At 62.8% G+C, this 20,563-nt stretch carries 15 protein-coding genes; 3 read left to right on the top strand and 12 right to left on the bottom strand.

Features of this window, described 5'->3' with window-relative positions; genetic code table 11:
- Positions 1-90: 90 nt before the first annotated feature.
- From MTY59_RS09725 to MTY59_RS09700, 6 genes are all read right to left on the bottom strand, one after another.
- Positions 91-1,263: an acyl-CoA dehydrogenase family protein gene (locus tag MTY59_RS09725; RefSeq protein ID WP_221045456.1), complete on the bottom strand. Its 1,173-nt coding sequence runs from the start codon at positions 1,261-1,263 to the stop codon at positions 91-93.
- Positions 1,264-1,266: 3 nt separating this feature from the next.
- Positions 1,267-2,418: an acetyl-CoA C-acetyltransferase gene (locus MTY59_RS09720; protein WP_221045455.1), complete on the bottom strand. Its 1,152-nt coding sequence runs from the start codon at positions 2,416-2,418 to the stop codon at positions 1,267-1,269.
- A 327-nt stretch (positions 2,419-2,745) separates the two neighbouring features.
- A complete protein-coding gene (locus MTY59_RS09715) occupies positions 2,746-4,356 on the bottom strand; it encodes a PEP-utilizing enzyme (RefSeq protein WP_250160788.1) in 1,611 nt (536 codons plus the stop codon).
- A 177-nt stretch (positions 4,357-4,533) separates the two neighbouring features.
- Entirely contained in the window at positions 4,534-5,499 is a 966-nt protein-coding gene (locus tag MTY59_RS09710) for a DUF7064 domain-containing protein (protein ID WP_221045454.1), read from the bottom strand.
- Between the two features lie 8 nt (positions 5,500-5,507).
- Positions 5,508-6,644 (bottom strand): LLM class flavin-dependent oxidoreductase, encoded by a 1,137-nt coding sequence (locus MTY59_RS09705; RefSeq protein WP_221045453.1) that lies wholly within the window; start codon positions 6,642-6,644, stop codon positions 5,508-5,510.
- A gap of 11 nt (positions 6,645-6,655) precedes the next feature.
- Positions 6,656-7,771 (bottom strand): phosphotransferase, encoded by a 1,116-nt coding sequence (locus tag MTY59_RS09700; protein WP_221045452.1) that lies wholly within the window; start codon positions 7,769-7,771, stop codon positions 6,656-6,658.
- A gap of 461 nt (positions 7,772-8,232) precedes the next feature.
- On the opposite strand from MTY59_RS09700, the gene MTY59_RS09695 reads away from it, so the two are divergent.
- Positions 8,233-9,939, top strand: coding sequence for a phytoene desaturase family protein (locus MTY59_RS09695; RefSeq protein WP_221045451.1), 1,707 nt, complete (start codon positions 8,233-8,235; stop codon positions 9,937-9,939).
- A gap of 119 nt (positions 9,940-10,058) precedes the next feature.
- Here MTY59_RS09695 and MTY59_RS27665 read toward each other — a convergent pair whose 3' ends face one another.
- The 3 genes from MTY59_RS27665 to MTY59_RS09680 form a co-directional block, all read right to left on the bottom strand.
- The gene (locus tag MTY59_RS27665; RefSeq protein ID WP_284145689.1) at positions 10,059-11,552 is read right to left on the bottom strand and encodes a PEP-utilizing enzyme; all 1,494 of its coding nucleotides are present in this window, start codon (positions 11,550-11,552) and stop codon (positions 10,059-10,061) included.
- A gap of 194 nt (positions 11,553-11,746) precedes the next feature.
- The gene (locus MTY59_RS09685; protein ID WP_250160787.1) at positions 11,747-12,811 is read right to left on the bottom strand and encodes a DUF7064 domain-containing protein; all 1,065 of its coding nucleotides are present in this window, start codon (positions 12,809-12,811) and stop codon (positions 11,747-11,749) included.
- 622 nt (positions 12,812-13,433) lie between these two features.
- The gene (locus tag MTY59_RS09680; protein ID WP_415822655.1) at positions 13,434-14,465 is read right to left on the bottom strand and encodes a hypothetical protein; all 1,032 of its coding nucleotides are present in this window, start codon (positions 14,463-14,465) and stop codon (positions 13,434-13,436) included.
- A gap of 220 nt (positions 14,466-14,685) precedes the next feature.
- On the opposite strand from MTY59_RS09680, the gene MTY59_RS09675 reads away from it, so the two are divergent.
- Positions 14,686-15,324, top strand: coding sequence for a TetR/AcrR family transcriptional regulator (locus MTY59_RS09675; protein ID WP_221045447.1), 639 nt, complete (start codon positions 14,686-14,688; stop codon positions 15,322-15,324).
- 95 nt (positions 15,325-15,419) lie between these two features.
- Positions 15,420-16,535 carry a phosphotransferase family protein gene (locus tag MTY59_RS09670; protein ID WP_221045446.1) on the top strand — a complete coding sequence of 372 codons (1,116 nt, stop codon included), beginning with the start codon at positions 15,420-15,422 and terminating at the stop codon, positions 16,533-16,535.
- A gap of 71 nt (positions 16,536-16,606) precedes the next feature.
- On the opposite strand, the gene MTY59_RS09665 is transcribed toward MTY59_RS09670, so the two are convergent.
- From MTY59_RS09665 to MTY59_RS09655, 3 genes are all read right to left on the bottom strand, one after another.
- Entirely contained in the window at positions 16,607-17,497 is an 891-nt protein-coding gene (locus tag MTY59_RS09665) for a DUF7064 domain-containing protein (protein WP_221045445.1), read from the bottom strand.
- On the bottom strand, positions 17,497-19,008 hold the full coding sequence (locus tag MTY59_RS09660; RefSeq protein WP_221046353.1) for a PEP-utilizing enzyme: 1,512 nt from the start codon (positions 19,006-19,008) through the stop codon (positions 17,497-17,499). Before MTY59_RS09660 ends, MTY59_RS09665 begins: the two co-directional genes overlap by 1 nt.
- A gap of 330 nt (positions 19,009-19,338) precedes the next feature.
- Entirely contained in the window at positions 19,339-20,493 is a 1,155-nt protein-coding gene (locus MTY59_RS09655; RefSeq protein WP_221045444.1) for an acyl-CoA dehydrogenase family protein, read from the bottom strand.
- Between the last annotated feature and the right edge of the window lie 70 nt (positions 20,494-20,563).

Below are 20,563 nucleotides of genomic sequence, written 5' to 3'. Positions count from 1 at the left end.
CCGCCACGGCAAAGTTTCAGTACGCCCGTCGAGCCGCTCGCCAGTGGCAGCGACGCAGGCCGCGGACACCGAGACTAAAACGGCGTCACTTCATCTCCGTTTGGAAGTCGGGTCCGAGCCGGCGATCTCGCGGCCGATGAGCTCCTTCATGATCTCCGTCGTGCCGCCATAGATAGTCTGCGCTCGGGTGTCGAGATACGCTCGAGCAACGGGGTATTCAAGCATGTAGCCGTATCCGCCGTGGAGTTGCAGACACCGGTCGATAAGGCGGTGTTGAAGCTCGCTGACGTACCACTTGCCTTTTGCCGCATCAACTGGCGAAAGTTCACCCGCGTTGAACGCTTCTACCGATTTGTCGACGTAGGCTTCCGCGATATCGAGCTCCGTTGACATCTCTGCCAGTTCGAAGCGGATGTGTTGCTTTGCGGTCAGCGGCTGACCGAATGCCTTGCGCTGTCGGCAATACTCGACCGTGAGGTCGAATATTGCGCGTGTGGTCGCGATAGCCTGTGCCGTAACACCTAATCGCTCGCGCGGCAAATGGCTCATCAAGTATTGGAGGCCGCTGCCTTCCTTGCCGAGCAGATTTTCGACTGGAACGCGGGCGTCGTCGAAGAATAATTCGGCAGTGTCTTGGGCCGGTAGCCCGATCTTGTCCAGCTGGCGTCCGTGTCTGAATCCTGGGGTTTCGCGCTCGACTACGAACAAGCTGAAGCCTCGCGAGCCCGCCTCTTGATCGGTGCAAGCGGCTACCACGATGAGGTCGGCCATGATCCCACTGGAAATGAACGTTTTCTGCCCGTTGAGAACCCAGTGCTCGCCGTCGCGGCGAGCGCTCGTGCGGATCCCTCGGAGATCGCTGCCGGCACCCGGTTCCGTCATAGCGAGGGCGCCGATCAATTCGCCGGAGGCGAAGCCCGGCAACCAACGTTGTTTCTGTTCCTCAGACGTGAGATCGAGGAGGTAGTGCAGCACGAGGTCGTCTTGGAGGCTGATGGTCAAGCCGAACGACAAAGCGTTGATTCGGGCGATCTCCTCGCAGACCACCATTCGGTAGCGGTAGTCGTGTTCACCGGCACCCCCGTACCGCCCGTCCACCTCCAAAGCGTAGATGCCCGCTTTGGCTGCGTGGGCGAACACGTCGCGGTCGATCCGGTGGTCTCGGTCCCAATCATGTTGGCACGGGACCACTTCTCGGGCTAAGAACTCCTTGACCGTTTCGCGGTAGGCCTCATGGTCAGGGCCGTAGAGTGTTCGGCGCACCGCCTAGAGCCTCTCGATGATCATGACATTGGCTTGGCCGCCGCCCTCGCACATGGTCTGCAGTCCGTAGCGGCCGCCGGTGCGTTCCAGCTCGTGCAGTAGCGAGGTCATCAAGCGGGCGCCGGTGCACCCGAGGGGGTGGCCCAGAGCAATCGCACCACCGTTGACGTTGACCCGGTCCGGGTCTGCCTCGAGTTCTGCCAGCCAGGCGAGCACCACAGGTGCAAAAGCCTCGTTGATCTCGACGAGATCGATGTCGTCGATCGAGAGTCCCGTTCGCTTGAGTGCGTGCCGGGTAGCCGGAATGGGAGCAGTCAACATGATCACCGGGTCGGCGCCACGCACGGACATGTGGTGAATTCGCGCCCGCGGTGTCAGTCCGAACCTGTTGACGGCATCCTCCGATGCGATCAGCAGCGCTGCCGCCCCATCGGAAATCTGACTGGCCACGCCCGCAGTCAGCACCCCGCCCTCAATCAGGGTCGGCAGGCTCGCCATCTTCTCCAGTGAGGTGTTGGCGCGTGGCCCCTCGTCCACCGTGACGCCCGCATACGGCGTTATTTCCCTTGTGAATCGGCCGTCGGCAATAGCTGCCACGGCGCGCTGGTGGCTGGTTAACGCAAATTTCTCGTTGTCCTCACGGCTGAGCTTCCACTGACTGGCGATCATCTCCGCACCGCGGAACTGTGAGATCTCCTGAGTGCCGAACCGGGCCTCCCATCCCCGGCATCCGGTCCATGGATCGCTCGCGCCAAAGGGCTCACCTGCGCCGAAAGCGCACAATATTGGATACTGGCTCATTTTCTGCACGCCGCCCGCGACGATCAGGTCCGCAGTGCCGCTCATCACGCCTTGCGCGGCGAAATGCAAGGCTTGCTGGGCCGATCCACACTGGCGGTCGATCGTGACGCCGGGAACCGACTCGGGCAGGCCAGCCGCAAGAGCCGCTGTCCGCGCGATGTCGCCGGCCTGGGAACCGATGTTGTCCAGGCAGCCCAGGATGACGTCATCGATCGACTCGGGGTCGATGTCGTGTCGATCGACGACAGTACGAATCACGTGGGCGGCCATGTCGGCCGGGTGCTCGTCAGCGAATCCACCACCGCGCTTACCCACAGGTGTACGAGCTGCATCAACGATAAAGGCTTCAGTCACTCCTATAATTTAACATAGACTCAAAAAATGCTGAACCGGTCCTGCCTCAGTCCATTCAAGTCGGCGGATGGGGTGGTTCCTCAGCGTGTTTGGGGTGGGTCTTGAGCACAGATCTCATGTGAAACCGAAGCGAGCGACGAACAGCGTTAAGACACTTTGGACTTCTCGCCGGAGAAGTCGAACAGTGGCGCGCGGTGGCGGTCCGGCGGTTTAACCCCGCCACAGCTCAAGTCGAAGCGTCTTACCTCGCGGCCGCCCTTCAACCGCATACACGGCAAGACTGGGCGACGTCACGCATCACGAGCAGGAACACTCTTATTGGGTGTATCACCCGATCACTTCGACGGTGCCGACATTGCCGTTGACCCGGAGCAGCGCACCGTCAGATATGCGATGACTGCCGGTCTCGGTACCGCAGACACACGGTATGCCGATCTCGCGGGCGACGATCGGGCCGTGGCTGAGCATGCCGCCGTGGTCGGTCACCACAGCCCCTGCCACCAGGAACAGTGACACCCAGGACGGGTCGGTGGTTTCGCACACGAGAATGTCACCGTCGTCGATGTCTACGTCGCCGGGGTCACGCACCACCCGCGCCCGCCCCTCGGCGATGCCGCCGCTGGCGGCCACGCCGGCCACTATCCCTCCGACGTCGAGCAGTTCGCCGGTAACCGTTGCGAGTTTGGTGATCTCCGGGCTGCCGGACCATGCCTTGGGCAGCCGAATACCTTGACGTTCGGCGTACTGCGCCACCCGATCGGCGACCGCGGCACGCTGATCGCCGGAGATTCCAGCTACCAGGTCGTGATACGAGAGGTGAAAAACATCCTCAGAGTCGGCGATGATGCCGCGTTCGACGAGCAACGCACCGAGCCTACGAGCCGTCGCACGGGCCACGTCGTAGGTGAGCAGGTAACCGGCTTTACCCTGTTCCCGCAGAGCGAGGAAACGGGCCGCCAGCTTGACGATCATGGCAGTGAGGCGACGCTTGAATCTAGGAGTCGTGGCCAACAATTCGGCGAGCGCCCGCTGGCGGGCGCTCGCTTGCGCGGCGCTGCGGTTGCGTGGTACACGCGGGCTTGCGGCGTCAATCGCCCGATAGTCGTCAAGGCGCGCCAGGACGGGAGCGGGGTTCTCGCGCCACGTGACGCCGATCAACTGACCCTCGTTCGGGCCGTGGTAGCCGTGTCGGTCCGTGAATTCGCCGATCGTTATCTGGTTGTGCGCCAACGCCCACAGATCGTGTGCGACCTCGTTTTCATCGGAACTGACGCCGGAGAGCAGTTGGGCTTCCAGTCCCGGCTTACCGGCGGCGGCAGCAGCAGCAGCGACCTTCTCGGCGATCGAGGAACTGATCATCGCAACGCCCATGTGAATCTTCATCATGTCCTCGAAGCGGCGCCGCGACCCGGCAAGCACTGCCAAGCAACCTTTTTCGTCGAGATGGGGGATCCTCGACAGCTGGTCGAGCCGCCATCTTCGGAGCTCGGCGAACATCGCGTTATGCCGCTTGGGGGTGCGCAGCATCCAGCGCGGGGCTTTCACGATGATCGCCGGGTAGCGCTTCCGGCTGTTCTCGTCGACGGTCTCAGGCCGCGCATACCCGAAAAGCTGCTGCTCGACGGCTTTTGCGGTAGTCCCCGGCATGACATTGGCGATTTCGCGGAATTTGTCGATATTCCCTGCGCCCCAACCGGAGAACACCGTGAGGAAGCAGTCCTCAACGTCCTCGGGCACCCGCAGCTCGTTACGGGCGAAGACCCCCAGGTCGACGAAAAGACGCCGGAATGACATCTCCATCGGCTCAAACGCGAACGTAATGCCAAACAGGGTGAACACGCCGGGAAAAGCCTCGGCAATGTTGCCGGTGGTCCACCGCACCCCGATACGCGGATCAACCGTGTCCAGTGTCTTGAGCATGTCGCTTACCCGCGTCACCTGACAATCCCCCGCGCAGCGTGCTGCTGAATATTTCGGAACGTCGACATAGTTTTCTCGGTGACAAAACCTGCTGCGGTAGAGGGCATCACCTCAGTCATAGCGTTCGCGTCCGTGCTAGTCGTCGCCTCGGTCCGAGCGGGCATCCGCGGCGATTTTGATCGAAGGCGCTCATGGTCATTGCCTTTTCGTCAGACCGCTGGCGAGCGCAGCGTTGATTGAAGTGCCGACGGGCGCGGTCCCTAATCGAGCGTTGTTGCTGATTTCGAAATCGCAAATCCCCCAGCGGTCGCCGCCCCCGGGAAATCGGACGTCGCAGATGGAGTCGACGTAATAGGCGTTGTGCAGCTGGGCCACGACGGCGTCGACGGGTTCGGCCCGAAGCTCGAAGACATCTCCGTCGGGCATCCACCAGCGGACTTCGCCGCCACGGTGCGTCAAACCATCGGGCTCGAGAAACGTCACAGCGTCAACGTCAGCCGCGTAGTTGACCTCTCCGTCGCGGACGAGGTAGCCGACCCTGACCATCGACTCGTCGGCGGCATGCCAGATGATTGAACCGAAAGACAGATCCGGGCCAAAGGTTCCAGAGATCCACCGGTGGCTCTTCAGGGTCGTCGCCTTGCGTAAACCCCACGAGTGGTCGCGATGGTACATCCCGTCAACGTCGAAACTCCGGCCATCGAGGCGGGCGCTGCCGCGGATACGACCCGACGTCTCGTAGTGGTCCTTGGCGAAATCCTCAGTCATGCTCCCCTGGGGCGGGAAGAAGTCAGTCAGCGGATAGAAGTTGTCCATGCGCAAGTCGATGTGTACGCCGGGTTCATTGATCACCAGCCTGGGCGCTCCAGCGTCGACATGCCACTCCGAGCCGCCGGAGCGAAATCCGCGTGGTGATGCGGCCGGCTCGAAGGGAAGTTGAAAATCGTTGCGACGAAGGCGGGTACCGTCGGTGGTGGCCACGAAGCAGTGCAAGGCTGACCGGCCACCGTCCGGTCGGTTCGGTTCGTGGCCGATCCGGCTGACTCCGCCGATCCCGGCGGCGCGGTCATACCAGTGCACGAACACACTTTCCTGCCAGTCGGGATCGTCGCTGGCCGGCTCGTGGCTGCCCTCGTCGTCGTAGGAATACTGCTTGCTCATCCTCCGCGTCATCCGTGTTTCTTCAAGCGGGCACAGACTTCGAGGTTCCTGTGCTGTCCGAGTTGTGCGTCCGCGGGGTCGAGGATGAGCGGCAGGATGTCACAGACGCTGACCCAGGTGGCCCCAGCCTCCACGTATTGCGCCACCTGATCGGCGACGGACGCCGGGGTGCCGTATACGAATGATTTCTGAGCCATCTCATGTGTTGTGCGGCTGAGCAAACCGTCGATCTCGGAGTCGGTCCATTGGACCGGAAGCAGTTTGATGGCGTAATGCCAGTCTCTCGGCAGCGGCGGTTCTATTCCCTCTGCGTCCCATGCGCTTTGGTCGACGCGACCGAAGACTCCTGCCATCCAGCGCATCAGCGGATTGTCTAAAGCCGCTTCGAGGAGTTGCTCATCTTCATGGATCAACGACATGAACCAGATGCCGAATTCGAAGGCTTCCGGGTCACGTCCTTTCCGCTCCAAGTCGGTCTTCAGCGTGCTAACCGTTTGAGCCCACGAATCCACGTTCGGGGCGACGCAGGGCACGATGGCAGAAAATCCGTCGGCGTACGTGGTGGCGAGGTCGAGAAGCTTTGGGCCTCCCCCCAACGCCCAGACGGTAGGTCGGTGACCACGCGCTTCGCCCAGCCAGGCGTTTTTGAAAGTCCAGTGATTACCTGCCAAGTTAACGGGTCCGTCGGTATCCCAGAACGCGTCGAAGGCCTTGAACTGATCTTCGAGACGTTCTAGACCCTCTGACCTGCGCCACCCAAAAGGTGTGATCTGTTTGGCCTCGCCCGCTCCGATCATGATCTTCGCGCGACCGTCAGTGAGGTTGGCCAGAGTCATCATGGTTTGGGTCAGCTCCGCAGGCCCGCGCCGGATGGCGTCGGTGCTGATCGTCACGCCGAGGCCGGGAGCCTTCGCCGCGAGGTAGGCGCTCATCGCGAACGCGTCGCAGTACGAGTCCAGGTCGGGCATCACCGTCGCCATGGGAGTGTTGCCGGGGCACCACAGCTGTCGCGGCCAGAAATTGGTCATCTGATCCCAGACGAGCAGTTCGTCGACGGCGCCGCTGTCCAAAGCGGCCCCGGCCGCCTGTCCGAAAGCCGCAGGGGGCGTGTAGCGATCACACGAGAATGCCAGCGCCGTGGTCACAGGTCGGCGGCTCATTTCAGCAGCTCCATCGAGTCCAGGTCGCGAACTTGGTGGGCATATGCGGCGAACATGCCCGCGAACAGCGCGTCGCCCCGGTCGGATCGCTCGAGTTGGACGGCCATTGGTATCGAGAGCATGAAACCGTAGAAGGCACACCAGCGATAGCTCTCCCACGCGTCGTCGAAGGAGAAGTCCGTGACACCACCAGACACCAGCCCGTCCTGGTATCGCTGTAACAGATCACGCTCGTGCCTTCGCCGATCCTCCAGCGAAAGACAACCACCCAGGTAAACGGCCACATCAATCAGCGGCGGACCGAGCTGGGCGACCTGCCAATCGATCACAGCGACCGGCTGGTCGGGCACCGTCGGGAAGAACACATTGTCCATGCGGTAGTCACCGTGAAGAACCGTCTTGCGCCCCTGATTCGTTCGCTCAGCCCATGAGTTGGCGTGGGGTGCCGCCTGCTCGGCGAGAGCGACATCACGCGAGTCGAGGCGGTCGCCGAAGCGCTCGAGAAAGTTTGGCAGCATCGGCTCGACGCCGGCGAAGAAGCCCTGCAGGCGTTGCGGGTTGGCCAACCACGTCAGTGCGGCCAGACTCGGGTCGGACCACCTCGGGGCGTGCAGCGTTGTCAGCCCGTCCAGCGCCCGCGCGGCTTGCTCCACGGTGCCACCGGCGATCATGTCTCCGGGTGCAGCGATCGGGCTGAGGTCTTCCAGCAACAGCGTGAAGCGCCCGGTCTCGGGCTCGATGTCAGCCTGGTAGACCAGTGGAATTCGGACGCCGACGGTAGACGCTATCTGTTGGTAGAACCCCACTTCGGCTTCGTAGAAGCCAAGGCTCACGCTGATACCTCTACTCCCGGCATCAGTTGACGGCAGCTTCAACATGACGGAGGAAGGTGCATCCGATTCCGCGCTGTCGTAGGCCAGGTTCAAACGCGCGACCAGTCCCAGTTGACCGACATTCATAAGGTCGCTGGTCACCTCCGTGACCTCACCCTGGTGCAGCGCGCCCGCAGCCTGCAGGGTGCCGGTAAGCCAGGCCGGTGTTGCCTGATCAATAGACTCAATGATGGCCGTGCGTCGGCGTTGCGCATCGACGGTAGACGTTGGGTTGACCATGGTGGCAGCGCTCCCGGCTTCGGTGACGTGAGTTGACTTCGCTTATTGAATCTATATTCAAGTAAAAAGCCTTGTACAGGATCCGGGACAAATTTGCCGTTCTGATGCTTCGCGGTTCAGCCGATTGGACGATGCGACCCTGGACCCCGGGGCCGGCCTCGCGGGGGGCGACGGTGCCGGGCATTCGCGGTCACGTCTCGACCGTGGGCCACCGCGCCCGAAGTGGGCTTCGACAGTGGGTTGTGCTCTGGATCGCATTGAGCATACAGTGTGTATGGTGCAACAGAATCGTGGCGATGACCACGGTGCCGATGACCCTTGTTCGAGTGTTCAGGCAAGCACGCACTTGGGCGGGATTCGGTAGGCGCCAACCCACTTCGGCCGCAACCGTGGCCTGACAATGGCAGTATTTAATATTAGTTAGATTTGAGTCTCGCTCTCGGACGATCGAAGGACTGGTGATGAAGGACGCTCTCCCGCCGCGCGAAGCCGACATTGTGGTTGTGGGATCGGGGCACAACGGGTTGGTCGCCGCGGCGTATCTCGCGAAGGCCGGGCTGGATGTTCTCGTCGTCGAGGCGTCCCCGACCGCCGGCGGTATGACGTCGACGAATTCCTTCGCCCCAGAAGCACCTGAGTACACGATCAACGAGGCGTCGATTCAGGCGTCGTTGTTCCGCACCACGACGATCGACCGCGATCTTGGGCTGTCGCGTTATTACGGTCTGCGGCAGACCGTAATCGACCCCGCACACTTTCAGCTTTCGGCTGACGGCGCGTCGCTGGGATTGTGGCGCGACCCCCGCAAGACCGCCGCAGAACTGGAGTACTTCTCGAAGAAGGACGCCCGCGCGCTGCTCGAGCTCTACGAGGTGATCGACGCGGCTGTCGAAATCGGGCTGCCCATGATGCAGACCAACGTCCGTGAGCCGGAGATCAAGAACATCATGAAATCGGCACGCGCTCTGCTGAAGAACCGGAAACAGCTGGCAGCGCTCGGTCGGTGGATGTCGAGCTCTCAAATGGAGGCGGTCGAGGAGAGCTTCGAGCACGACATGATCCGTGCACCGATGCTGAGCAGTCTCCCGTTCATGCCGTTCGACGCTGATATGTCTGGCTGGTCGCTGATCTACCTGGGTGTGCTGAGCAAGTACGGCGTGGCCATGTTCCACGGCGGCACCGGATCGCTGCCGAAAGCGCTGATCAGCGTGATAAAGGACAACCATGGTGACGTGATCACCAGCTCCCCTGTCGAAGAGCTGATCATCACCAACAACCGCTGCACCGGGGTACGTGTCAAGGGCGGAGTTGAAATCCGCGCTCGGCGTGCCGTTCTCACCGCATGCAGTCCCAAGACGACGCTGACGCGGTTGCTCCCGCGGGGCGTTCTGGAACCGAAGAAGCAGAACGCCGCCGACCACATCCCGACCCGCAAACGTGGTATCGCCGACGCAAAAGTCAATGTCGCGCTGTCCGGACGTATCGACATGTCCAAGCATGAAAAGTGGCGCGGCGACGGTATCGATATGCGGCAGGCGTGCAACTGCTACCACACGTACGAACAAGCCGTCGAGGCCGCCCGCGCCTGCGTGCGGGGCAAGGTGCCGGAGGCCATCCCGGGCCTGGCCCAGGTGACGAACTCTTTCGATCCGTCGATGTCGCCTCCCGGCAAGGACCTCTGGTGGTTCTGGACCGGGCTCACCCCGTCGTATCCCGAGGACGGCTGGGACGTGGCCCGCAAGAAGATCACCGACAGCATCATCAAAGACGCCGACGAGTATTACAAAGGCGTCGAAGACCTGCAGGTGGCCGTGCGTCCCTTGGTGCTGCCCGACATCGAAGAGCGGTTCTGGGCAATCGACGGCTCGGTCTACCACGTGGATCCGACCATCAGTCGCTTCGGTCCGAACAAGCCCGTCGCCGGATTCGCCGGCTACAAGACGCCAATCGACGGTCTCTACCTGACCGGGTCCGGCACCCACCCGGTCGCCGGTATCAGCGGCATGCCCGGCCAGAACGCTGCGCGAACCATGCTCAAGGATTTCCACCTTCAGAAGAAAGGTGAGCGCATAGCGGGCGTGCTGAAAGACTTGATGAGCTCACGCAAGACAGCAGACGACGACCCCTATTCGAGCGGTCAGAACGACCCCTTCCCGGTAGCGCGTTGATGTGAGGCGCCGTTCCCATCGCTGACGGGACGGCGCCGTCCAAGTGCAGCCAAACCGCAGATTCTGGGATGACGCGCAATTATCTTCGGGCAAGGCCGAATTCAGCGAAAGACGGCGCTCTAGCCAGACGGCTGCGCGTCGACACGCGATACGTCGTTCAGGATTTCCACGCGGCCAGTCGTACCGTCAACCCGCACCCGCATCCCGTCGCGCAGCGTTGTGGTGCCGGTGCGGGTGCCGGCGACGCAGGGCAGCCCCAATTCCCGGCAGACGATGGCGGCGTGGCTCATCGCGCTGCCGACATCGGTGACCACCGCTTCGGCGAGCGCGAACAGCGATGCCCAGCTGGGATCGGTCGCGCGGCACACCAGGATGGAGCCCTCGTCGATGTCGGCGTCATCGAGATCACGAACGACGCGCACGACTCCTTCGGCGGAACCGGCGCTCACCCCCAGACCTTCCACGACGTCGGGCTGGTGCTCGGGTGCCGGCCCGGTGGCCGCGGCAGCGGCGGCGGCAATCTCGGGCACGCCACGCCATACGTGCGGAAGAACGATCCGGTCGAACGTGACGTGGTCGGATCGACGTTGACGGACAAGATCAGGCCAGTCGCCACGATCACCACGCAGGATCTCGTCGATCGTCAGGAACATCACGTGCGTGGGATCGTCGAGCACACTCGCCTCGGCAAGATCCCGACCGACGACGCGTGATGCCGCGCGGGCGACGTCGACGGCTTGCAACATGCTGGCCCGCCCGGTTTCGCGCCACGTCGGCGCGTGCGCCGCGAATCGGATGAGCGCGCGTGCCGGGATCGATCGGATCGGGCCGAGCGCCTGCTCCAGCCGGCGGACTGCGGCCACATGCTCGCTCCGCCGTCGCAACACCAGGGCGTCAATGTCTTCACCGCCGCGACGGGAGCGGTATGCGGCGGCCAGATCCGCGACGGGTTGGGGATTCTCCCGCCATACCGTCGATTCCACCAGCCCCTCGCGGGGGCCGTGGAAGCCGTGCCGATGCAGGAAATCCTGGAGCGTGATCGTGTCGGCCGACAGGCTCCACAGATCGCGGACCAAGTCGAACTCGGCAGTCCCCTCATCGCTCTTGATGAGTTCATGCTGCACGCCGTCCAGCCCGGCCTTGACGGCCAACGCCTCGACGCGGCCCATCAGGCCCTGACACGCCATCGAGAGCACCATGTGCGTGACCAGGATTTCCTCGAACCGCCGGCGCGCCTCGGCCAGTGCCTGCACGGCCGAATCGCCCACCAGCGCCTCGGATTCGAAGACGGTAGCCCGCCACCAGCGGGCTGTATTCTGCGCGCACGGTTCAAGCTCGCGCATCGCGCGACGCAGTGCGCGGGGAAACTTCGCCGCGACGAACGGATAGCGGCGCATCTTGCGTAGTCCACTGGGCTCCGGTTCGCCATCGCGCTCGACCGATCCGAACAACTGAGCTTCCATGGTTGCCGCAGAGCCTCCCGGCACACGCGCCGCCATCTGGCCTAAGAGATCCACGTTGGCGATGGCATGGCCGTAGGCCACGGAGAGGAAGCGACCGTCGACGTCGTCTGGGATCGGGCGCTGCGATTCCGGCAGCACACCGAGATCCACCCAGCAACCGCGCATGGTGGACTCGGTGGGCGGGAAGTACATGGACCAGGTCAGCGGGGTGATCGTTCCGGGCAGGCCTTCATCGACGTTGGCGGTGGTCCATCGCCGCTTGGCGCCCGGATGATGAACCGGACTTGCGGCCAGTTCTTCCTCGGACAGGTCTAGGGCGGATTCCGACCGATTCAACGACACCCTCACCGCTCCTCAGTTGAGGGAAGCGCAGACGGTCGGTAGTCACGCTCGATGACGCCGTAACCGACTTCGCCGTCAGGCGCCACTACACGAACCGTGCTCTGCGTGACGACGAGAGGGTCGGGCTGGGTAACGACGTCGACTCCATTGATGTTCTCGTTGGGCTGTAGATACGTCAACGAATAGCCATGCAGCCACGTGGCTTTCAAAACCTCAGAGGAATGGTCCGCCCGCTGCAGGGTGACGTCCATCGAACGTGGTTCGTGAGTCGCGACCGAATGCAAACCGGTGACTCGGACATCGGTCCCCACCTCACAGACACCGGCCTGCTGAGTGCAGAAGGTGCGATGGTCGACCCTGCCGTCCTGACGCCAGTTCACCAGGCCGTTGAGCACGCGACCACTCTCGGGAAACACCAACAAGAGGAAGTGCAGCCCACCCAGCTGCCCGACGTCCCGTGGCCCGCTGGAATGGTCCCGAATTGCGACGCCGTCGATGTCCCAACGCTGCGAGCCCGCGGTCAGCGAGCCCTTCGTTCGGAATCCCTGGTTGTGGTGGAAGGAGGCCCAGCTCAGGCGGTCGATCCCCAGCGCCCCGTGCAGGTCCCACACCGGGGCGGCGGCTTCTAATTCCAGGTCGAAAGACAACCGGCGCGCCGGTCCGGCGCCCACCGGGCCTGCCGCCATTGCGCTGAGGTCACAGATAGCCCCAGCCCCGTCAAAGTGCAAGCGCCAGCTGCGCAACGGAGTAGTGCACGTGACTTTGAGGTTTCCCGTCGCCGGACCCCGATTGTCTGTTGCTCGCCCCCACGACCGATCGACCAGCAACTCACCATTGGGCAGCAACGCGATTACCTGAGCCCACCACAGATCGAGGTCGCTCGGCCACCTGCCGGTGTGCACGAATACACCGACTTTCTCCCGGGGAGACCATGCGTGGAAGAACATCGTCTCGCTCCAGCCCGGTGCATCAGCCGGCGCTGTATGCAACAGGTCCATCTCGGGTTCGACATTGAAGGGGTTGCTGCCAGTGAGTAACCGGCTTTCAGCGGTTACGGGATGAGACACAGCCGCCAGATTATAATCTGGATTAAATCCACGCAACACCTTGCCGGCTTCTGCGGTCTTGGCCTTGACGAAAACGTCGAAAAGCTACCGAAACCGATAGGACAATCAGCAGGACCCCTCTAAGATTCCGCCAAAATCCGTTGGCGCAGAGCGCATTCCATGAGATAGGCGACGAAAGCGACGGAACCCGCACCGCAAACAAGGCGCCACCTTAATCGATTGCCACGCGCCGGCACGACGTCCACCGAGTACCTTCTGGACGGCGAGCACCACGAGTAGTGAACTCGTCTCTGAAAGCAAGGTGTTGACGGCACCGAAAACTGTTGAGATTCGTGTGATCACATGCGACCGAACCGCTTCAGGCCGGTGGTTGTGGACCAGGAGTGCGCCACCTCGACAGCGGTCTGCATCGGAGAATCGGCGGCAGCAGACCGACCATAATGATCGCCGGAAACAGTAGGAGCACGAACACCGCACCGCAGGCGGCCATCGTTTCGCTGCACACCCTGCGTCATCGCAGCATTCCCTTCGATCACCGGCTGAGGAAGCCGGGTTGCGTCAGGCGTGCCCACGGATCAGTCGTGGGTCGCCCAGGATTGACCTGGGCGACCCACGACGATGATCAGACGGCGGTTCTGTCGCGCCGGGGATCCCGGCTTGCGCCGTTCGCGAACACCAAGGTCGGTCCGACGAGCAGCGCCTGAGTTGGATCTTCCGGGTCGGTGGCAATCCCGTCGCCGGCTCGCACACCGCCTTCTTCGCACATCTTCTGCCACATGGCTTGGCGCATCGCACGGCTGGGCGTGACCTTGCCGTAGGCGAAGATCCGCCACAGCGTCCAGTGTGGCGCCGGCAGGTCGTTCGGCCGACCGACGAGATGATGAAGCACGAACATCCAGCCGACCATCATCGCCATCATGATGGTCGTCGCCACCCAGCGGACTGCGACAGGCAGTGTCGAGTTGCTGGCCAGAATGTGCACCCACCCGACACCGAAGTAGTTGAACATCATGCCGCTCGGCGCCGCCAGCAGCAGCCAGAATTTCTGAGCGCCCTTCAATCGGGGTACCGCATACGCCAAGATCGCGCCAACGGTGACAAACGACGCACCGTTGATGAATCCCCACCAATAAGGGAAGTTCAGAAACTTGTACGGCTGCACGCCGTAGTAGGTGTAGACGCCCAGGTTGATGCCGATCGTCTCCATCAACGCATCGGTGAAGATGCCCAATCCGAGCATCATGACAAAGTGCCGGGCGTGTGCGCCATTGCGGATCACGAAGTAGCAAAAGTAGGACTCGAGGCCGAGGAACGCGACGTAGCAGAGCGGAATCAGGGCCGGCACCGTGATACCGAAGTTCGTGAACGCCGGCACCAAGTTCTTCGCCCAGTGCAGATGGCCCAGCATGTCGAGCATGGGCTCACACAGGCTGCACAACAGGCCGCTACCGATCACCAGCAGTGGGGTGTAATTCCGATTTCGCATCGCCGCGCGGATGGCCCATGGGAGCGCGAAGATGACCACCGCGGCCCCGGCGATGAAGAAGAAGGCGAGTTGCGCCGGTGCGCTGCATTCGAAGTCACCCGGGCTCGGCACGATATTGGGTGGCCATCCCTCGTGACCTACCAGCGGCCACGCGCTGACGCTGATCATCGAACTCATCCGAATCTGACCTTTCCGCCTATCCATCGGCATTCTGTGCAACAGCGAGAGACACCCCTGGGCGCCAGTGACGGCGCTGACAGCTCCCCGCAGGTGTGGACCGGCTCACACTAACACAATGTCCATACAGCGTGTATACCTAATTTGAAATTAGCTTAAAATCGTCATACGACACCGCTGAGGTGGGCAAATCGGGAGTAAGGTGGCGGCGATGACCGAAACGACGAGGCGAACGCTCGGTCGACGAAGAGTCGCAGACACCGACAGCGTCTCAGCAGCCGAGAACATCCTGGCCGCCACCACGCGCCTACTCGCACGCCAATCGTTGACGGACATCAGCGTGGCGCAGATTCTCACCGAAGCGAAAGTATCGAGGGCGACCTTCTACTTTTATTTCGCCTCCAAGTTCTCCGTCGTCAGCGGTTTACTCGAGCGCGCGATGGAAGACATCTTCCAGACAGTGCAGCCGTTTCTTGCTCGATCCCCCGAGGACTCGCCAACGGTTGCCCTGGAACGCAGCATTCGTGCCGTGACACGCGCCTGGCATCGACACCGACCGGTGTTCCAGGCGACCAACCATCACTGGCATGCCGAGCCCGAACTGCGCGATCTGTGGCTGGCGATAGCCGAACGATTCATCGCCGCCGGGGCGGCGGAGATCGAACGCGAACGCGCCGCCGGGATGATCACCTCGCCGATACCGAGCAGAATGCTTGCGGCAACCCTGTTCTGGGGCACCGAACGAGTGCTGCACATCGCGGGGCTGGGTGTCGAGTCGAGCCTTCGCGACGAGGAGAGCGCGGTCGACGTTCTGGTGGCCATGTGGCGAGGCACCCTGTACGCGGTCTGAATGCCGCCCGCGACTGAAGCCCTTGGTCGACCTTCGAGGTATATTCTAATCGCAGTTAAATTTTTTGTCGGATCAACATCAGATCGAGGGTGATCGTGGCGCTGAAGAACAAACTGGACGCGGATGCCGTCGGTGAACACCTTGCCGCCTGGCTGCCGACCGTGTTCGATGCCTCCGGGCCGGTCAAGGTGTCGAACGTGATGATTCCCTCGGCGAGTGGAATGTCCAGTGAGACGGTGTTATTCGAGGCTAGCTGGCGGCAGCACGGTGAGCTGGTGGAAGAGGGTTTAGTCGTTCGCATCCCCCCTCAGGACGGCGGATTGTTCGAGACCTACGATCTGGGCCGTGAACTCAGGGTGATGTCACTGCTGTCGGCGCACACCGACGCCCCGATTCCCCGGGTCCTTGCCCACGAGACCACCGGCGACGTTCTCGGTTCACCATTCGCATTGCTGGAGCGGGCGTATGGCGAAGTGCCTGGCGATGATCCGCCCTTTGTGACCGGGGGCTGGGTGGTCGACCTGACCGCCGAACAGCGCGCGACCATGTTCGACGAGGCTCTGAAGGTTATCGCGGACATCCAGCGGGCGGATCCGGTGGCGCTCGGCCTGACCGAGCTACTGCACGCCGACCTGGGCGACACGGTCATCGAGCAAGAACTGCAGTACTGGCAACGCTTCTACAGCTGGGCCGCCGGCGACACACTCAGCCCGACCATCGATAAGGCCTTCGAGCTGCTGGCGGCCTCCCGACCGACACAGGACAACCCGCTGGTCGTCTCCTGGGGCGACGCCCGATTCGGAAACCTCATGTTCGGCCCCGACCAGAAGGTCACCGGTGTCTTCGACTGGGAAATGGCCACCCTCGGGCGCCCCGAAGTCGACCTGGGCTACTTCTTGTTCTTCGACCGTGTCTATTCGGCCGGGATCGGGCTGCCGCGCCTGGAGGGCTTTCCGGACCGTAGTGCCGCGATAACACGTTTCGAGCAGCTCACCGGCCGCACAATGCACGACCTCGACTGGTTCGAAGCGTGGGCTGCGCTGCGGGGCGCGATCCTGCTGCTGCGCGTCGGCAAGCAGATGATCGAGCTGGGCCTGCTGCCCCCGGATGCGCCAATGCCGTTCAACAATCCGGCCTCGCAGGTCTTGGCGTCCCTGCTCGATCTGCCCGCACCGACCGGCGCGGTCGGGTGGATCACCGGGCACCGCTGACCCGTCCTCGGCCCCGTTGCCGGTCGTCCTGGTCGGCGCGGGTGCTCGATGGCTATCCGTAGAACACTCGATCAGAACACTCGGTGCAGGATGCCTTGCTCGAAAAATCCCGCACCGGAACTGTTTTCGCTGTCGAGCGACATGAAGTCGTCATAGGTTCCAAAAGACGGGCCCTCGGAGTCTGCGCCCATTGGCACAAAGAATCCGGCCAGCCTCGACGACACCGTCACCAGCCGGCTGCCACCCTCCGCGTCTCGCAGACGGGCCAACCGGAATTGCCCGGCAGCATCGCGCCCGAATGCGACGTCGACGATCGTGACCGATCGATTCGCGTCGATAAGGAACCCATCCGACCGTAGCGAGCCGTCTGCTCCCAGAAATTTCATGACGGTGACGAACGTGTCGCCGATGACGGCGACCAGACCCGCATACTCGATCCACTGCGCGGACTCGTCACGGAAACCCCAGGTGCGGTCCCGCATTCCCTGCGCTTGCACCGGTGACTCCACGCCGTCGAGCACCAGAGTGCCGTTGATCTCGCAGGCCTGCTGGAAGTGCTGCAGCGGCTTGCCGGGCACCAACTCGGGAACAATCCCACTCACCGCATAGTCGGCCGCGACGAACAGCGGAACATTGACCAAATCGGCCTGTAACCGCTCATGGCGCACTGCGATCCGGCCGTCGAGCCCGAATTTGATCGACGCGCTCTCAAAGCTGCCCGGTGGCAGATCTTCGATGATTTCCAGAATCTTGCCCTGCACGGACACGCTGCACCGGGCCCGCCGGGCGCCCGTTCCGTTGGGTGATGTGGAGACATGGAATGTGCCGAACACCTGGTTATGGGTGTCCCAGAAGGACAGGTAGGCGTTGTCTTTCCAGACCGGATCGGTGGGTCCGGCGGCGTCGGCGTGGATGGGTTCGGCCAATGGCCCCCATGTCTTGGTGAGTTCGGCAGCGGTCATCAGGTGGTAACTCCTATTCGTTGCAGGATTTCAACGGTTCCGGCGGCACCGTCAATGCGGATCAGGTCGCCGGTCTGCAGAGTGGACGTGCCGCGGGCGGTGTTCATGACGCATGGGATGCCGAGTTCGCGCGCGACCACCGCGGCGTGGCTCATCATGCCGCCGATATCGACGACGAGCCCACTGGCGAGAAACATCAGCGACACCCAGGACGGATCGGTGGTGCGCGCGATCAAGATGTCACCGTCGTTGATCTCGGCATCCGCGGGTTCGTCGACCACCACCGCGCGACCTTCGACGACGCCTCCGGATGCGCCTACACCGGCCAGGGTGGTCACATCCTCGGCCTCTCCGCCGGTCCGCACGACCGGTTGCGGCTGACCCTTCCATGACGACGGGACCGCGACCTGACGGTACTCGTCTCGAAGCTTGCGGCGCTGAGCCACAATGGTTTTGACGTCGGGCGGCAGGCTGGCGGACAGTTCGTCTGCGGTGAGATAAAATGCATCGTCGCGATCGCCGAGGACACCTTCAGCGACCAACTGGTCCCCGAGACGACGGGCACAGGCACGCACCACGTCGAGGCTTTGCAGGTATGAAACTTTCCCGACACCGCGCAGCGGCAGAAATCGGCGGGCGAGTCGCAGGACCAGCCGAGACTTGAATCGTTGCGCACCCCTGAACGACGCGTAGAAGCGGCTCTCGGCTGGCTTGCCCGCGCGGCGCTGCGCAGCGGGATCGCTGTCGGGCGCCGCCGTATCGTCCATCGCACGGTATTGCGCGATTAGCTTACGCACGGGTTCAGGGTTCTCCCGCCATGTCACGCTGGACAGCTCGCCCTCCCCGGGACAGTGGTAGCCGTGCCAGAGCAGAAAGTCCGAGAGTTCGAGGCTGCCGCGCGAGACGCGCCACAGGTCGGCCAAAACCCGGGCCTCCTCGTGAGAGCCGTGGCCGCGCAACAGTTCAGTGGCATCCACACCGGCCATGTCGGCCAGGTTGGTCAGTTGCTCGTGCAACGGCTGAATAGCGCAGGCGCTGACCACGGCCTGCACGGCGAGTGTTTGCCCGAAGCGGAAGATCGCCTCTGCCATCAACGATCGGAGCTGCTCGCCGGACAGCGAATCGATCATGCCGATCGCGCTGCGCCACCATGCGTCAGTTTCGATGCGTAGCCGCTCGATTCGCCGCGCGATGTGCAGCAGCGTCCGGGGGTAGCGTACGGCGATCCACGGGAGTCGCCGGATAGACGGCCTGCTGACGAAGTCATCGGGAACAAAGCCGAAGAAGTCCCGGGAGAGCGCTTCGCCTGACTGCCCAGGGATCAGATCACCCATTGCGCAGAGGAAATCCACCCGCACGGCCATGCGGCCATAGAAGGCACCAGTGATCCGGTGCTCGTCGCGCTCTGGGATGGCCGCCTGATTGGCCGGTAGCACACCCATGGCCACGAACGGGGCACGCAGTCCGAGTTCGCTGGCCGGAACCCACACGCTGGCGCACAGCGGCGTCATCACACCCGGGACGGCCTCCGCCAGGTTGACCGAACTCCACGACGCATCCGGAGGCGAAACGGCATGCAGGGCAGACGCCGCCACAACGCCGGCCGCTTCCGCCACGAGAGCCTCCCGTTACTGGGGTATCAGAATTTTTTTATCCATATTAAAATTATCATATACACTCGTCCCGCGGAGGCATAGTGCGAAACCGTTGATTGACACGGGAAGCTCTTCCATTCCCGTGACGTCGCCCGCGCACTGCTCGCGTCCTCATCCTGCTCGGGGCCCTACGCAAAAGGTAATGCCCCGCCCAGCTGAACGCCGACCGCCAAACCCGGTCGAGTGTCAAATACCGCCGCGCGAAACAAGCTGACCTGCAATGACATTGCGCTGAATTTCGTTGGTTCCCTCGCCGACAATCATCAGCGGCGCATCGCGGAAGTACCGCTCGACGTCGAACTCGGTCGAGTACCCGTAACCGCCATGAATCCGGACGGCATTCAGCGCGATCTCCATTGCCGTCTCCGATGCGAAGAGCTTGGCCATGCCGGCCTCCATGTCGGTGCGCTCGCCGCTGTCATAACGGTCAGCCGCATAGAGAGTGAGCTGCCGAGCGGCAGTGAGCTTTGTCGCCATGTCGGCCAGATAATGGCCGATGGCTTGATGCTTCCAGATCGGCTGACCGAAGCTCTCCCGCTGCTGGGAGTAGGCGAGCGCGTCCTCAAGGGCGGCCGTGGCCACACCGAGCGCACGGGACGCGACTTGGATCCGGCCGGTCTCGAGGCCCTTCATCATCTGCGTGAACCCCTTGCCGGGCACCCCACCGAGGATCGCCGATTCGGCGACGCGGTAGCCGTCGAAGGACAGCTCGCAACTCTCCACGCCCTTGTAGCCCAGCTTGGGCAGATCGCGCGAGATCGTGAGTCCCGGGCCGGGTTCAACCAATAGGATAGAGATGCCGGCGTGTCGCGGCGTCGCCTTCGGATCGGTCTTGCACAGCAGAGCAATCAGACCCGATCGGCGCGCGTTGGAGATCCAGGTCTTAGCACCGGTGACCACAAAGCCGTCACCGTCACGGACCGCGGTGGTCGTCATGCTCTGCAGATCTGATCCGCCGCCGGGCTCGGTGAGCGCCATGGTCGCACGCATATCGCCGGATGCCATCGCCGGGAGATAGGCTCGCTTCTGCTCCTCGGTCCCGAACAGTGTCAGCAATTTGGCCACCACGGTGTGCCCACCCATGGCCCCGGCCAGGCTCATCCAACCGCGCGCCAATTCCTGCGTCACCAGCACATAACATGCCATCGACACCGGAGAGCCGCCGTATTCTTCGGGGATCGCCAGTCCGTATATCCCGATCTGTTTCATCTGTTCGATCCACTTCTCGGGGTACTCGTTGTCGTGCTCGACCTCGCGAACTGTCGGCTTGACCTCCCGATCGATGAACCCGCGCACGGTCTCGACGAGCAGGGTCTCTTCATCGGTCAATACAGTGCTCACGCCATCACCTCTCGCGCCAGATTTTATTCTAGATTAAACGAGGGTTCGAGCACTTGATGCATGCCCACCC

Source organism: Mycobacterium senriense (assembly GCF_019668465.1).
In the GTDB taxonomy this organism is placed as follows: Bacteria; Actinomycetota; Actinomycetes; order Mycobacteriales; family Mycobacteriaceae; genus Mycobacterium; species Mycobacterium senriense.
This window is presented reverse-complemented; position numbering and strand designations above follow the sequence as displayed.